This window comes from Acetobacter aceti, from assembly GCF_002005445.1.
GTDB classification, from domain to species: domain Bacteria; phylum Pseudomonadota; class Alphaproteobacteria; order Acetobacterales; family Acetobacteraceae; genus Acetobacter; species Acetobacter aceti_B.
In genome coordinates, this window is record NZ_CP014692.1 from 2,916,829 (window position 1) to 2,931,429 (window position 14,601).

The 14,601-nt window shown below is 60.2% G+C and carries 11 protein-coding genes; 8 read left to right on the plus strand and 3 right to left on the minus strand.

The genetic code is table 11. The features are described from left to right. Positions 1–91: 91 nt before the first annotated feature. From A0U92_RS13285 to bioD, 3 genes are read left to right on the plus strand one after another with little or no spacing between them, the layout of a single operon-like run. Positions 92–1,282, plus strand: a complete 1,191-nt coding sequence (locus tag A0U92_RS13285) for an aminotransferase class I/II-fold pyridoxal phosphate-dependent enzyme (RefSeq protein WP_077813618.1) — start codon at positions 92–94, stop codon at positions 1,280–1,282. Next, positions 1,267–1,929, plus strand: a complete 663-nt coding sequence (locus A0U92_RS13290; RefSeq protein WP_236748146.1) for an alpha/beta fold hydrolase — start codon at positions 1,267–1,269, stop codon at positions 1,927–1,929. Before A0U92_RS13285 ends, A0U92_RS13290 begins: the two co-directional genes overlap by 16 nt. Further along, on the plus strand, positions 1,919–3,358 hold the full coding sequence (bioD, locus tag A0U92_RS13295; protein ID WP_077813620.1) for a dethiobiotin synthase: 1,440 nt from the start codon (positions 1,919–1,921) through the stop codon (positions 3,356–3,358). The genes A0U92_RS13290 and bioD overlap by 11 nt, the downstream gene beginning before the upstream one ends. A 516-nt stretch (positions 3,359–3,874) precedes the next feature. Here the strand turns inward: bioD and A0U92_RS13300 are convergent. The 3 genes from A0U92_RS13300 to ubiA form a co-directional block, all read right to left on the minus strand. Then, positions 3,875–5,095 carry a DEAD/DEAH box helicase gene (locus A0U92_RS13300; protein WP_077813621.1) on the minus strand — a complete coding sequence of 407 codons (1,221 nt, stop codon included), beginning with the start codon at positions 5,093–5,095 and terminating at the stop codon, positions 3,875–3,877. Between the two features lie 250 nt (positions 5,096–5,345). Then, positions 5,346–5,660 carry a hypothetical protein gene (locus A0U92_RS17420; RefSeq protein WP_149026476.1) on the minus strand — a complete coding sequence of 105 codons (315 nt, stop codon included), beginning with the start codon at positions 5,658–5,660 and terminating at the stop codon, positions 5,346–5,348. A gap of 486 nt (positions 5,661–6,146) precedes the next feature. Continuing rightward, positions 6,147–7,073, minus strand: a complete 927-nt coding sequence (ubiA, locus tag A0U92_RS13305) for a 4-hydroxybenzoate octaprenyltransferase (protein WP_077813622.1) — start codon at positions 7,071–7,073, stop codon at positions 6,147–6,149. Positions 7,074–7,343: 270 nt separating this feature from the next. Here ubiA and A0U92_RS13310 point away from each other — a divergent pair, with 270 nt between their 5' ends. The 5 genes from A0U92_RS13310 (at position 7,344) to A0U92_RS13330 (ending at position 14,522) form a co-directional block, all read left to right on the plus strand. Further along, positions 7,344–8,108, plus strand: coding sequence for a 16S rRNA (uracil(1498)-N(3))-methyltransferase (locus A0U92_RS13310; RefSeq protein WP_077813623.1), 765 nt, complete (start codon positions 7,344–7,346; stop codon positions 8,106–8,108). 48 nt (positions 8,109–8,156) lie between these two features. Beyond that, entirely contained in the window at positions 8,157–9,560 is a 1,404-nt protein-coding gene (locus A0U92_RS13315; protein ID WP_077813624.1) for a glutamate--cysteine ligase, read from the plus strand. 68 nt (positions 9,561–9,628) lie between these two features. Then, entirely contained in the window at positions 9,629–11,614 is a 1,986-nt protein-coding gene (locus A0U92_RS13320) for a bifunctional 2',3'-cyclic-nucleotide 2'-phosphodiesterase/3'-nucleotidase (protein WP_077813625.1), read from the plus strand. 83 nt (positions 11,615–11,697) lie between these two features. Next, a complete protein-coding gene (gene ispF, locus A0U92_RS13325) occupies positions 11,698–12,861 on the plus strand; it encodes a 2-C-methyl-D-erythritol 2,4-cyclodiphosphate synthase (RefSeq protein ID WP_077814459.1) in 1,164 nt (387 codons plus the stop codon). Between the two features lie 371 nt (positions 12,862–13,232). After that, positions 13,233–14,522: an adenosylmethionine--8-amino-7-oxononanoate transaminase gene (locus A0U92_RS13330; RefSeq protein ID WP_187668770.1), complete on the plus strand. Its 1,290-nt coding sequence runs from the start codon at positions 13,233–13,235 to the stop codon at positions 14,520–14,522. The last annotated feature ends 79 nt before the right edge of the window (positions 14,523–14,601 follow it).

Here is a 14,601-nt window from a genome sequence, read left to right on the forward strand (position 1 = left end):
TGCTGACGGCAGAAAAGACAGATCTCCGGAGTCTTCCGCCTCAACTGCATGATTGACCCCACACCCTCCCTCCGGCACCAGACTTCACTGCATGACACGATTTGATCCTCTTTTCAGGCAGGCCGTCGATGCGCTTCAGGCGCAGGACCGACGACGTATTCTCCGACCGCTGACAGCGACGGGTGTGGCGCGTTTCGAGCGTCCGGACGGGTCGTGTCTGCTGGATTTCTCGTCGAATGATTATCTCGGCCTGTCACAGCATCCTCTTCTGAAAGAACGGGCCGCAGACTGGGCGCTCGGATATGGCGCCGGTAGCGGGGCGTCCCGCCTGGTGACCGGCACGCGCCTGTTGCACGAGCAGGTCGAGGGGCGGGTCGCCCGCCTCAAAAAAACCGGGGCGGCCCTGCTGTTCGCCTCGGGCTGGCAGGCCAATGCCTCGCTGGTGCCGTCCCTCGCCCGCCTCTCGTCGGAGCAGATGGGAGCCGCACCGCTGATTTTTGCGGACAGGCTGAATCACGCCAGCCTGCATCAGGGATGCGCCGCGGCGGGCGTCAGGCAGATCCGGTTCCGGCATAATGATCTCGAACATCTCGGAACACTCCTCAAGGCCCGCGACAATGAACCGGGCCTGAAACTGATCCTGACCGAGAGTGTCTTCAGCATGGATGGCGATCGGGCCGATGTCCCCGGACTGGCCGCGCTGGCCGATCGGTATGGCGCCTTTCTCTGTCTCGACGAGGCGCATGCGACCGGTGTTCTCGGCCTTCATGGCGCGGGTCTGGCGAGCGAAGCGCCTGATGGGGTGCACCTTGTCATGGGCACGTTCAGCAAGGCGCTGGGCGGGATGGGCGCGTACATCGCAGGCTCACGCCTCCTGTGTGAATGGCTGATCAACAGCGCTTCAGGATTCATCTATTCCACCGCCCTGCCACCAGCCATGCTGGGCGCGGCGGACGCGGCGCTGGAGCTCCTGCCGGATCTGGAGGCGGAACGGGCACGTGTTGCGCGTCATGGGGCCGTATTGCGACAGCGCCTGCACGACGCAGGGCTGGAAACAGGCGCCTCCAGCACGCAGATTGTGCCGGTGATGCTGGGCGAGGCCGCGACTGCGCTGGCTGTCGCAGCGAAGCTGGAAGCGGACGGGATGCTGGTCGCCGCCATCCGCCCGCCGACAGTGCCGAAAGGAGAAAGCCGCCTGCGCATCACCCTGTCGGCTGCCCATACGGACGAGGATGTGATGCATCTGGCCGACGCGGTCATTCACCTGTGCGACACGATCTGATGCAGATTGTTCTTGTGCATGGATGGGGTTTCGCACCCACGATGTGGAAACCTGTGCTGGAGTTGCTGGGACGGTCGACCCTGACGCCTGATCTCGGTTTCTTCGGTCCGGCAGAGACGGCGCTCCCTTCTGATCAGCCGCTGCTGGCTGTCGGACACTCGCTGGGGCTGCTCTGGCTGTTGACCAGCGCCTGCCTGCCGGAAGGAAGCATCCTTCTGGGGATCAATGGCTTTACCCGCTTCAGCCGGGCAGACGGTTTCCCGGCGGGTGTCATGCCGCGTGTTCTGGAGCGTATGATGAGCGGTCTCGGGCGGGATGCGGCGCTGGTTCTGCATCAGTTTCAGCAGAATTGCGGCCTTCCCGCAGAGACACGTCTTTCCTGCGGCGTTCCGGAGAGTCCACGCCTCATGGACGGTCTCCGTCTTTTGCGGGATGGCGACGCCCGGACGCAGAGTTCCCGCGTGCACTCCGTCCTTGCCAGCCGGGATGATACGATTGTCGGTCCAGCCATGACGGACGCTTCTTTTCCATCTGAACGCATTCAGTGGGTGGAAACCGGCGGTCATCTTCTACCGCTCACCCATCCGGACAGATGTGCCGCTTTCATTCTTGAGGCTTGTGAGGAACTCTCTGCCGATGGTCGATAAACGCCCTCAGACGGAGCCGCAACGCAAGGCCATCGCGGCACGTTTCGGTGCGGCTGGAACGTATGATTCAGCGGCGGTCATGCAGCGTCTGGTCGCGCGCCGTCTGCTCGACAGGATCGTTCGCAGTCTCAATGGCCGGACGCCCGGACGCATTCTGGAATTTGGCTGCGGCACCGGCGCGTTTACGGCGCTGCTGAAAGAGCGTTGGCCGGAGGCGGAGCTGGTCGCCACGGATCTGGCTCCCGAAATGCTGGAACGGGCCAGAGCCCGTTGCGGAGATGACGTATCGTTCGCCATCATGGATGCGGCGGCGCCTGCTCTGGAGGGATCATTCGATCTCATCTGCGGCAATCTGGCCCTGCAATGGATCGACCCGCCGGAACTGGCTCTGTCCGCACTCTATCGTCTGCTCGCTCCCGGTGGTCTGCTGGCCGTCTCGACACTTGCCGCCGACTCTTTTGAGGAATGGCGGCGGGCTCACCTGCACGAGGACGTCCCTTCAAACATCCGCGTTTACCCCACGCGCTCGACCTTTCAGAAAGGATGGCCGGGGAATGGAGGCACCCCGATACTGCATCCGCCTTCCGGTCAATGGTCATTTGAAACATTCGTCGAACAGACGGCAGGCGGTCTGGCGTTTCTGCGCGGACTGAAACGGATTGGCGCGACGACGCCGGTTGCTGGCGGCCAGCCGCTGAATGCCGGGGCCTTGCGCAAAGTCGTGCGGCGTTTCGACGCCGAAGGGGCGGCGCTGACATGGGATATCGCCTTCGGACTTTTTCGCCGCGCGCCCCGGGCCGGGATTTTTGTGACGGGAACCGATACCGGAGTGGGCAAGACGTTCATCTCCGCCTGCCTGACAAAGGCGTGGGATGCGCTGTACTGGAAACCCCTTCAGACGGGTCTGGCGGATGAGGCGGGTGACACGCCGACTGTGACAGCGCTTGCGGGTGTGGCGACAGACCGGATCCTTCCTCCGGCTGATACCTTTCTGGCGCCTCTGTCTCCGCAGGCGGCGGCAGAAGCTGAAGGCCGAGCTGTGGACTTGAGCTGTCTGGTTCTGCCGATGATCCAGCCGGAGCGGCCTCTTGTTGTGGAAGGGGCTGGCGGAGTGGATGTGCCCGTGGCGAAAGACCAGCTTCTGATCGACCAGATCGCGGAATTTGGTCTTCCTGTGGTAGTGGTGGCGCGCAGTGGTCTGGGGACACTCAATCACACCCTGCTCACTCTTGAAGCCTTACGGCAGCGGGGCGTTGGCATTGCTGGCGTCGTGCTGAACGGACCGCTCAATCCCGGCAATCGGGCGGCGATCGAAGAGCATGGCCATACCGCAGTGCTGGCGGAAGTACCGTTCTTTGAGAACGTCTCTGCGGACAGTGTGAAGGAAGCGGCTCGTCTCATGCCCTGCTGGGATGACGTGGAGAACTGATCGCCCGGCGGAAGGCAGCGCCGGATCGTCAGCGGAGTGATGTCAGCCTCTTCCCGGAGACTGCATCAAACGCTTTGATGCACAAAATCTCCATAAGAAACGAGTAATTTTAAGTTTTCCACCACAAGAGCCCACTCACTTCGACCGGAACCAGAAGCACTTCATGAACAATCATCGATAAAAACAATAAAAGTTTTGGGTGCCTCCTTTTTTCAAAAATGAGGTGCCTTCAGAAGCTTTTTTTTAAAAAGCTTCACCAGAAACTTCCGTATAATTTACAGAAGGTTTCACGAACAGGCTCTGGAAACAGGCTCTTCCGTTCAACACGGAACACCCGGTCTCTGATGGAATTGCCTGCTGTAAAGACCAATGTCGGCTCTTGTCGGCATCCGGAAAGGACCGCAGCCTCAACTCCAGGGCAGGAAACGGATTACGAAAGCATCCCCGCGCGAGATCATGAGCGCAGTTCCGAAAAACATACTCTGCATAAGAGGCGGACCGGGTGGCATAAGGCGTTCAGCGCTGCCTGCGAGCGCGAACCGGAGCGTCCTGTGCTGGCCTGTCCTTTGCAAGAACAGGCACAGGAAGCGCTACCAGCTTGAGGCCGAGCGTGCTCTCGACTTTACGCATGGCCTTGCGTTCCTCCGCCGCGCAGAGGGTCATGGCCCATCCCATACGTCCCGCCCGCCCGGTGCGGCCAACCCGATGCAGATAAGTGTCGGGCTGTTCGGGCGGTGACATGTTGATGACCTGCCCCACCTGCTCAATGTCCAGACCACGTGCGGCGATGTCGGTCGCGACAAGGGTTGTGGCCCTGCCGGTGGAGAAAGCGTCGATGGAAGCGTTTCTTGCGGGCTGCGTGAGGCCGCCATGCAGACCTACGACTTTCAGACCCTGTTTACGCAGATGCCTTGTCAGAAGGTCGGCTTCATCGCGCGTGGATGCAAACACAATGGCGCTGCGGTCGGGGTGACGCCGGAGAAGGGCTTCCACAGCGGTCGGCTTGGCTGGTTTATCCACAAAGACCACAGCCTGCCGGATGCTGGGTTTTTCGTCTTGCGCCGGTTCGATCCGCACCGGCTTGTAGAGAAACTGCTGCGCTGCGGTCATCGTCTCCTGCGAGCCGGTGGCTGACACAAGAACCGTTTGCCGGTCACGCGGCAGAAGCGCCAGAATGCCCTGCATTTCTTCACGGAACTCTCCGGCCATCAGGCGGTCCCCCTCGTCGAGGACAAGGAAACGGCATGAAGCGGACTCAACGCGTTCCGTGCGGAGCATATCCAGCAGGCGGCCGGGCGTCGCCACGACCAGGCGAGCCGTTTCCGGCGGCGCATCATATTCCCTGTCCGGATCATCTTTTGTGCCGCCATAAACCGCAAATGGCGCAAGATCCGGACGCGGGGCGAGCAGGGCGCCCATTTCGGTGACCTGTCGCGCCAGTTCGCGGGTCGGCACAATGATCAGTCCGGTATTTTTTTTCTTGCGGAGCAGGACATCAAACAGCGGCAGCAGGTAACAGGCCGTCTTGCCGGTTCCTGTCGGCGCGAGGATTTCCGCATCGCTTCCCGAAAGCAGAGCGGGGATGGCCGCTTTCTGAATGGGAGTGGGGGCCTTCAGACCGGCCTTTCTGAGACGGGCATGCAGGGTGGCATTCAGATTCAGGGAAGAAAAACCGCTGTTTTCCGGATTTTTCTGAGCGTCAGATGTCTGAGAAGAAGCGGGAGTCGATGAAGGCATGATAGGTATCCGAAGGAGTCCGCTGAACGTAGTCGTGGAACGGACCACGACCGGTCCGGACAGCCTGCCGCAAACGGGTCAGGGCGTTAGCGCAGACATATGCCAAAATACCATCGCGGATGCCATGTTTCCATGACATCCGTTTTGCCAGAGGATATTATCCTGAGAGTGGCTGCTGTTCACGCTATCGATCTGTTCTGGATAAGCCCATCCGTTTCATTTTTCGAAACGGGTTTGTGTTGATCAGATCTCAGGCGGCGTCTGCGAGCTGAGTGAGATCTTCGTTATTGTTGTGGTTGTTATACAGGCGGGCCTGACGGGGCGTCTGAATGGCTAACCAGCTGATGGGATGCCCCGCAGCCAGCGGCTCGAGCCCCGCCTGCTCACGAACAGTACTGCAGGCACGAAAATGGATCTCATTTTGCATTCTCTGAGATCTTCTGTGAATAAAACTTCTACTAACTCCAAGTTCCTTAGCAGCGCCTCTAAGTGTCATCTTTTTCTTGTTAAGAAGAAATGAAAGTTTTTCATCCTGTTCCGAGGACCATATCAGTGCGCGAGGCATTAAATACTCTCTTTCTTTTGTGATCGAGTGAACATCTCCATTATTGCGATACCAACTGAAAAACGAAGGCAATATTTAACGATCAATTAACGGGAAGCGTGGTGTTGCGATAATAAGTGATCTAATTTTATTTTTTGTTTTTAAATTTACACATCCATATTATCGAATATTAGTTGTGTTATAGAGATACATTGTATCGAATAATATGTTTTTATTTATGATAAAAAATATCAAAAATAATAATATTCAAGAAAAAAAAGACAACGTCCGCAATAAATTGTCTGTTCTGAAAAGGGTTATGGAACCTATCTCATTGAAATATATCGATTAAATACAAAAGAATTTTCAATGAAACACTTTGCAGAAAAGTTGCATGGAAAAAGGCACAAAAAGAACGGCTTCGTCATTCTTATTGTATCGCATTATGAAGCCTGTCTGGAGAGGAACAGGCTGGTTTCATTCCTTGAAAATGCCGTTTTGTATGTCTCACCCCACGAGACCCGCCAGACAGGCGAGCGCGAATCCAAATCCGATGTCCCTGTTGGCGCGGAACTGGGCAAGACAGAGACGTGGATCCCGAGGATTGACGGTTGCGGCCTGTCTCAGCAGCAGGACGATGCAGAAAAGAGCGACAAAATAGAAGCCGGCGCCGGTGTGCGCGAGGAAACCCGCTCCCAGAAAGGCGAGGCTGGCCGCAGCGTAACAGACACCGATAAACGCTTTCGCGCGTCCTTGCCAAAGCAGCGACGTCGATTTCACGCCGATCCGGGCATCGTCATCCATGTCCTGAAAGCCGTAGATCGTGTCGAAACCGAGCTGCCACAGGATGGTCGCCGTGTACAGCAGGAGCTGTGTCGTGTCGCAACGGTCCGCCACCGCGGCGTAGCCCATGGGCGCGCCAAAGCCGAACGTGAAGCCCATGACAAGCTGCGGCCACCATGTGAACCGCTTCGCCAATGGATACAGCGCCACCAGTATAAGAGAGGAAGCGCCCAACATCTGCGCAAGCGGATTGAGCTGGAGCAGGATGCTCAGCCCTATCAGCAGCAGAAGCAGCAGAAACAGCGCCGCGTGACGCATTCTCAGGGCGCCTGACGCCAGCGGCCGTCCCGCAGTGCGTGTGACCTGACGATCGATATCCCGGTCCCACATGTCATTCACGACACATCCGGCGGACCGCATCACAAGACTGCCGATCCCGAACAGCGCCAGCAGGCGCACACGCTCAAGCGGCGGAGTTGTTCCACCAGCGTCCGGCAGCAGAATGCCCCATGCGCCCGGAAGGAAAAGAAGCCAGGTACCGATCGGCCGATCCAATCGGGCCAGAAGCGCATAAGGGCGCAAGGGCGCGGGAAGGCGGGAAATCCAGCCAGTGCTGCGAATGTCCGTGTGCGGAGTGGCTGTATCTGACACTGCAATCCCTCTTTTACTGGCTCTGTCACCGGGCTCTTCACCCAGGATCTGGGGCGGAGATGAGTCCGGCCTCTCTGAAACAACACTGAACCCGAGCCTTGCCACCCGGCATGCGGACGCACTTCGGACGCTTCGGGCTTGACCGACAGGCGAATCCCGTCGAAACCGCGCCGATTGATGCGGGGCAGGCCCGTCGGGGTCAATGGCGTCCGGGCATTCCGACGCAGGCCTGGCCCCACGTTGCTCCAAACCTGCGAGAAAGCGCCCGACATGTCAGCCCATCACACCCTGCCCCGCCTGTATCTCCCTGCGGATGCCCCGCTGACTGGTGATAGCGTCATTCCCATGCGCCCTGAACAGGCGCGGCATCTCGGGACGGTTCTGCGCCGGGCGGAGGGAGACACAGTCAGGGTCTTCAACGCCCGTGATGGAGAGTGGCTGGCCCGTATCGCGTCCATCAGAAAGGATAAGGGCGCTTTCACGATCATTGAGGCGTTGCGTCCCCCCACCGATGAATATGGCTGCACTCTCGCTTTTGCACTTTTAAAGCGTGATGCGACGGACCTCGTCATCCGGATGGGAACAGAGCTTGGCGTATCTTGTTTCAGGCCAGTGATTACGGAACGGACAGTTGGCCAGAGGGTCAATGAGGGGCGTCTCGAATCGATCGCCATCGAGGCGGCCGAACAGTGCGAACGCATGACGATTCCGCAAATTTCCACACCGGTGCGCCTCGCTGATTTTCTCGGCGAATGGTCTGCTGAAAATCGTCTCTTTATTGCCCTGGAACGACTGGAAAACCATGTAAGGACGCAGAAAACCGGACAGGAAGCCTCGACAAACCCGTTCGCCGGAGCGACCACAGGCGACGGGATTCTGACAGGGCCGGAAGGAGGTTTCGGCCGGGCGGAACTTGACGTCACGCTGACGCGCCCCTTTGTTACGCCAATCACATTGGGAAACAGAGTTCTGCGCGCCGAGACTGCCGTCGTCGCCGCGCTTTCCTTGTTCGATTCCCAGCTCCGAAATATCTGAGGCCGGATAGTCTCCCCGGTCGCCCCTGAGTGGAAGCACAGAAGCCCGATGTCGAATCCTGCCGATCAGGACACCCGTTCCATCACATCCACACGCGACCTCGTGGATGTACTGGCCGCAGGGAACAAGCCACGTGACCTCTGGCGGATCGGCACGGAGCATGAAAAATTCGGCTTTGTCCGCCCTGAAGCCGCAACGGCCGACCGGCCTGCTTTTTCGTCCCCTGACTACGAGCATCAGGGGATCGGCGCTCTCCTGAAGGGCGTGGAGCAGCAGGGCGACTGGCTCCCCATCACGGATGGCCCCGCAGTGATCGGCCTGAAGGGCACCGGGATCAACAAGGGCGGCGCGATCTCTCTTGAACCCGCCGGGCAGTTCGAACTGTCAGGCACGCCGCTGGCCAGCCTGCACGAAACACGGACGGAGCTGGAGCGTCATTTCGAGACGATCCGCGCACCTGCACGCGCCCTTGGACTCGGGTTTGCGCCACTCGGCTTCCACCCTTTCGCCACACGTGCGGCGCTGCCGTGGATGCCGAAGAGCCGCTACGCGATCATGCGGTCCTACATGCCCAGGGTCGGCGCGATGGGGCTCGACATGATGCAGCGGACCTGCACCGTGCAGGTCAATCTCGATTTCTCTTCCGAGGCGGACATGGTGCGCAAGATGCGTGTCTCGCTCGCGCTTCAGCCCGTTGCGACCGCCCTGTTCGCCAACTCGCCATTCTATGAAGGCAAGCCGAACGGCTGGCTGTCCAACCGGGCGCAGGTCTGGACCGACACCGACAATGCCCGTTCGGGCATCCCGGCCTTCTGCTTCGAGGAAGGCTTCGGTTTTGAACGTTATGTCGAGTGGGCTCTTGATGTGCCGATGTATTTCATCGTGCGCGACGGCAGGCTGATCGACGTGACCGGGCGCTCCTTCCGGGCCTGGCTCAACGGTGAGAGGCAGGATGGGCTGGAAGGTCTGACACCGACCATCGGTGATTTTGAGGACCATCTGACAACCCTGTTCCCGGATGTTCGCCTCAAGCAGTTCCTTGAAATGCGGGGCGCTGACGCAGGCTCAGCCGCGATGATGCTGGCGCAGTCTGCCCTCTGGGTTGGTCTGCTCTATGATGATGCAGCCCTTGCCGCAGCGGAAAGCCTAGTGCGCGAGCATGACTGGGAGACCTATCGCGTGCTGCGTGGAGACGTTCCCGCCCGCGCGCTCAACACACCCTTCGGCACGGGGACAGTGCGCGACGTCGCAGCGCGCATGGTGGAGATCGCTGATCAGGGGCTGCGCGCCCGTGCGCTGCGCAATGAAGCCGGGCAGGATGAAACGGTTCTGCTTGCGCCCCTGCAGGCGCTGGCCGCCGGCGCCCCGACGCAGGCCGAGCGATGGCTCGAGCGCTATAACGGGCCGTGGGCAGGCGATGTGTCCCGCATTCTTCTGGAAGGGGAAGTCTGACGTTCAGACTTTCTTTTCAGATTTGACGATACAGAATGTTGCAAAGTGACCTGTAGAAGGATGCGTTCATGGTGCGGCCCTGCCCCGATCCCGGAGCCGCGACAAAGGCAGTAACGGGCGCCCACAGGACCGTCCGGTTACGTCTGCTGGAGACATCGGATCTCCATATGTTTCTGCGTGGATGGAATTATTATCAGGCTGAAAAGGATCACGGTGTCGGCCTGGCCCATATCGCCACTCTGATCCGGACGGCGCGCGAAGAAGCGCCAAACTGCCTGCTGTTCGATAACGGCGACACCTGTCAGGGATCTCCCGTCGGGGATTTCATGGCGGGAGGCCTGGGCGGTGAAGAGGCGCATCCCATGATGCGGGCCCTGAACCTGCTCGGATACGACGCCGCGACGATCGGCAACCACGAATTCAATTACGGACTGCCTTTCCTGAAGCGTCTGATGAAAGACGCCGCCTTTCCGCTTGTCTGCAGCAATATCACTCTGTGCGACAACACGCCGCTTCTGCCTTCCTCCGTGGTGCTTGAACGCGACGTCATCGATGATCACGGCCAGACATGCCGTCTGCGCATCGGAGTGGTCGGTTTCATCCCGCCCCAGATCATGGTGTGGGACGCCGTCCATCTGCATGGGCAGATCAGGGTGGCGGATATGGTGGAGGCCGCCCGGACGATCGTTCCCGACCTGCGGGCACGCTGTGATGTCATCGTGGCGCTTTGCCACTGCGGCATTTCCACGGAGCAACGGCAGGGCGGCGATGAGAACGCGGCGCTCTACCTCGCGGAAATCGAGGGAATAGACGCGCTGCTGCTGGGCCATACCCATCATGTCTTTCCGGGGTCCGATCACGAGAATCTTCCTCATGTGGACGCTGTAGCGGGCACCCTGCATGGCACACCCGCTGTCATGCCAGGATTCTGGGGCAGCCATCTGGGGGTGATCGACCTGATGCTCCGGCAGACGGAAAAAGGCTGGCTCTGTGAGGATTTCCATGTCGAAGCCCGCCCCGTCTGTCGCCGGGAAGAAGGGCTCACCCATGCGCTCGTTCAGGAAGACCCCGCCATCATCAGGGAGGTGCAGCCGGAACATGAGGCGACCATGGCCTGGATGGAGGAGCCTGTCGGCTGGACATCCACCCCGTTGAACAGCTGGTTCACTTTTCTGGGGCCAGACCCGTGTCTGAAGCTGGTGAACGCGGCGCAACTGGCGTTCGGACACCACCTGCTGGCCGGAACGGAGTGGGAAAACCTGCCTCTCCTGTCCGCCGCAGCCCCGTTCCATGCGGGGGCCATGGCCACGGACGCCTTCGTGAATATTGCTCCGGGCAAACTGACCTTACGCGATCTGGTGAGTATTTACCCTTTCGCCAACACGCTGAGCGTCGTGCGGTGCAGCGGCGCTGAACTGAGGGAGTGGCTGGAACGCGCCGCGGTCGTCTTCAATCATATCGTGTCGGGAGAAGAAAACGCCCAGCCGCTGCTGGATCTGACGCCCCCGGTTTATACGTTCGATGTGATCATGGGAGACACCGTGAGCGGTGCGCTTACCTATACGATCGACGTGGGATCGCGTCGTCGTTATTGCGAACAGGGACGCCTTATCGATTCGTCCACCCGACGCATCCACGATCTGCGTCTCGGTGGGCAGCGCATCGCGGATGACCAGATGTTCGCTGTCATGACCAACAACTACCGCGCTTCCGGCGGCGGTCATTTTCCCGGCACGGGAACAGACCATGTGATTGTCACGACACGCGAACATAACAGGGATATTCTGGTCCGCCACGCCATCGAACGGGGGCGTCTTTTGGAACCTGATGTCGGGAATGAATGGTGCTTCCGGCCTTTCCCCTTCCCCGCGACGGTCTGGGTCGACCTCCCCGCAAACGCGGCCGCAGCCGCGGGACAACGCCATGATCTGACCTTCCTGAAGTCCGTGGAAGGAGGTGGCCGCTATCAGGTCAGACGTCACCCTTTCAGCGTAAATGGGGTGGTTGATCTTCGGAATGAAGAAGCCGCCACTCTGCCCCGCCCTCGTCCCTGAACAGGGACTCAGCGGGCGAAGTTGGCCCGAACGATCCGAACCGGCTTGACGTGCGCCGCTCCTCCGCCCATTCCTGCCCCATCATGCGTGTCGCCGCCATTCTTCTCGCGGCCGGGACCGGCAGCCGTTACGCCGCCGCAACCGGCTCCACCACCGCCAAGCAGTTCATCTCGCTTGCCGGTCGTCCTGTCATTCGCCACGCCGCCGAGGCGCTGGCCCCTCATGTCGCGCTGATCCAGCCCGTGGGTGATCCCGCGTCGCTGACCGAAGCACTGGACGGCATGTTGACCCTGCCGCCGGTCGCCGGTGGCAGGGAGCGTCAGGACAGTGTCCGCGCCGGGCTTGAGGCGCTGGCCGCTCTCCCGGAAGCCGAGCGTCCGGATGTCGTGCTGGTGCATGACGGCGCACGACCCTATGTGACCGCCTCCGTGATCGAAGGCGTGCTCAAGGGACTGGAGGACCATCCGGGCGCCATTCCGGCTGTACCGGTCGCCGATACGCTCAAGCGCGGCGAAGGGGGCGTCATCACGGACACGGTGCCCCGCAAGGATCTGTTCCGTGCCCAGACGCCGCAGGGCTTCCGTTTTACGATCCTGCTCGACCTGCATCGCGCCGCTGAAAAATCAGGCGTTTCCTCTGCCACGGACGACGCCCTGCTGCTCGAATCCGCCGGTTTCAGCGTGGCGCTCACGCCCGGTTCCGAAGACAATATCAAGCTGACCTATGAGGAGGATCTGGTGCGCCTCGAACGCCTGATTGGCCCGACACTGCTTCCCCGTACCGGTTTCGGCTACGATGTTCACGCCTTCGAGGCAGGCCGTCCGCTTATCATGTGCGGCATCACTATCCCGCATGATCGCGGCCTCGCCGGTCATTCGGACGCCGATGTCGGCATCCATGCGCTCTGCGACGCCATCTACGGCGCGCTGGCGGAGGGCGATATCGGTCGTCACTTCCCGCCCAGCCAGAACGAATGGAAGGACGCGGACAGCGCCCGCTTCCTCGTTCATGCAGGTGAACTGATCCGCAGGAAGGGCGGCATGCTGGTCAATGCCGATCTGACGCTGATCTGTGAGCGCCCAAAGATCGGCCCGCACGCACAGGCCATGCGCGAGCGTCTGGCCTCGCTGCTTCAGGTGGATGTGGGCCGGATTTCGGTGAAAGCGACCACATCCGAGCGTCTCGGTTTTACAGGGCGCGAAGAAGGGATCGCCTGCACGGCGACTGCGACTGTTCTGGTGCCCTGAAGCACCGAAAACATTCTGCATGGTGAGAGATTTCAACCTCATCCTGGTCCTCATGACCGGGTTCTGAAGACTGGAAAACGCTTTTATCTGGCCATCAGGGACGCCTCCTTTAGGCTGTCTCTGACGGCCGCAGAATGTTCATCCTGCTTGTTCAGGAAACGAGACTGCCGGGATGAGACCGATCTCTCTGATGTTCTCTTCAGTCCCATAGAGGCAAGAAAGAGGATGCGCTCCTCGCGTTTCGTTCGACAGATCGACAGAGTCGGGAGAGAGCCGCAGGCCACCACATACTGCGCAGATCCCTGCCAATCCAGCCTCAGCCTTTCTTCAGAAATGGCAATCCTCCGGTTCACTGGTATGAGGATAAACGCATGCGATCCCCTCCGAAAGGAAGCCCTGCCTTGACCTCCCCTGACTGGTACGAAGACGGTTTGCCGCATATCTGGCTTCCCTATTCCCAGATGAAGACAGCCCCCGCGCCGCTGGCGGCACGGGCGACGGAAGGGAGCCGGATCACTCTCGAAGACGGACGTTCTCTGGTGGACGGCGTGGCGGCATGGTGGACGGCATGCCACGGCTATAATCATCCCCACATCCGCGCCTGCGCCGAAGCCCAGCTTGCCCGGATGCCACATGTGATGTTCGGCGGCATGGTGCATGAACCCGCGCTACGGCTGTCTTCCCGACTGGCTGCCCTGCTGCCGGGCGATCTGGAACGGGTATTCTATACGGATTCCGGTTCCGTCGCCGTCGAGGTGGCGATGAAGATGGCGATCCAGTATCGCCTCAATCGCGGAGAGACCGGTCGCACGAAGCTGCTTGCCTTCAGGGGCGGCTATCATGGCGACACGCTGGCCACGATGGCGATCTGCGATCCTGAAGAAGGGATGCACCATCTGTTTGCCGGGGTCATGCCCGCCCAGCATGTCATCGACCTGCCGCAGGATGAGGCGACAACGACGGCTTTTGAGGCATTTCTGAACGCCCACGCCCATGAAATCACGGCCATCATTGTCGAGCCTCTGGTTCAGGGCGCGGGCGGCATGCTGTTTCACGCCCCCGCAGTGCTGCGCCACCTGCGGCACGCCGCCGACCGGCACGGGCTGTTGCTGATCCTGGACGAAATCTTTACCGGCTTTGGCCGGACCGGCAGCATGTTTGCCTGTCAGCGGGCGGGGATCGTCCCCGACATCATCACACTGTCCAAGGCCCTCACCGGCGGCACGATGGCGCTGGCTGCGACCGTTGCGCGGCGTCATGTCTATGAAGCGTTTCTCTCCGACAATCCTGAACATGCCCTGATGCATGGCCCGACTTTCATGGCCAACCCGCTGGCCTGCGCCTGCGCGAATGCGTCACTCGACCTGTTCGAACAGGAACCCCGACTTGAACAGGTCGCCGTCATCGAAACAGCTTTGCGGGAACAACTCGAGCCCTGCCGCCCATTGCCGGGTGTAAAGGACGTACGGGTCATGGGCGCTATCGGCGTGGTGGAACTGGACAGGATCGCTGATCCGGCTGCTCTGCGAACACGCTTCATCGCCGAGAATGTCTGGATCAGACCTTTCCGGAATATCGTTTACCTGACACCTGCTTTCACCATCAAACCAGAACAGTTGCAGGTTCTGACACAGGTTGTCCGGACGGTGCTCACCGTATAGTATGGAAAAGGTGCTGCGGCGATGTCCGCCGTGCGGAGCTTCGCGGAGAAGGATCTTTGTTATCCTTCGTTTGCCATAC

Coding starts and splice junctions, on each gene's coding strand:
- A0U92_RS17420 (WP_149026476.1), bottom strand. CDS start 5,660: ATGCCTCGCGCACTGATATGGTCCTCGGAACAGGATGAAAAACTTTCA.
- A0U92_RS13285 (WP_077813618.1), top strand. CDS start 92: ATGACACGATTTGATCCTCTTTTCAGGCAGGCCGTCGATGCGCTTCAG.
- A0U92_RS13330 (WP_187668770.1), top strand. CDS start 13,233: ATGCGATCCCCTCCGAAAGGAAGCCCTGCCTTGACCTCCCCTGACTGG.
- A0U92_RS13320 (WP_077813625.1), top strand. CDS start 9,629: ATGGTGCGGCCCTGCCCCGATCCCGGAGCCGCGACAAAGGCAGTAACG.
- A0U92_RS13315 (WP_077813624.1), top strand. CDS start 8,157: ATGTCGAATCCTGCCGATCAGGACACCCGTTCCATCACATCCACACGC.
- A0U92_RS13310 (WP_077813623.1), top strand. CDS start 7,344: ATGTCAGCCCATCACACCCTGCCCCGCCTGTATCTCCCTGCGGATGCC.
- ispF (WP_077814459.1), top strand. CDS start 11,698: ATGCGTGTCGCCGCCATTCTTCTCGCGGCCGGGACCGGCAGCCGTTAC.
- bioD (WP_077813620.1), top strand. CDS start 1,919: ATGGTCGATAAACGCCCTCAGACGGAGCCGCAACGCAAGGCCATCGCG.
- A0U92_RS13300 (WP_077813621.1), bottom strand. CDS start 5,095: ATGCCTTCATCGACTCCCGCTTCTTCTCAGACATCTGACGCTCAGAAA.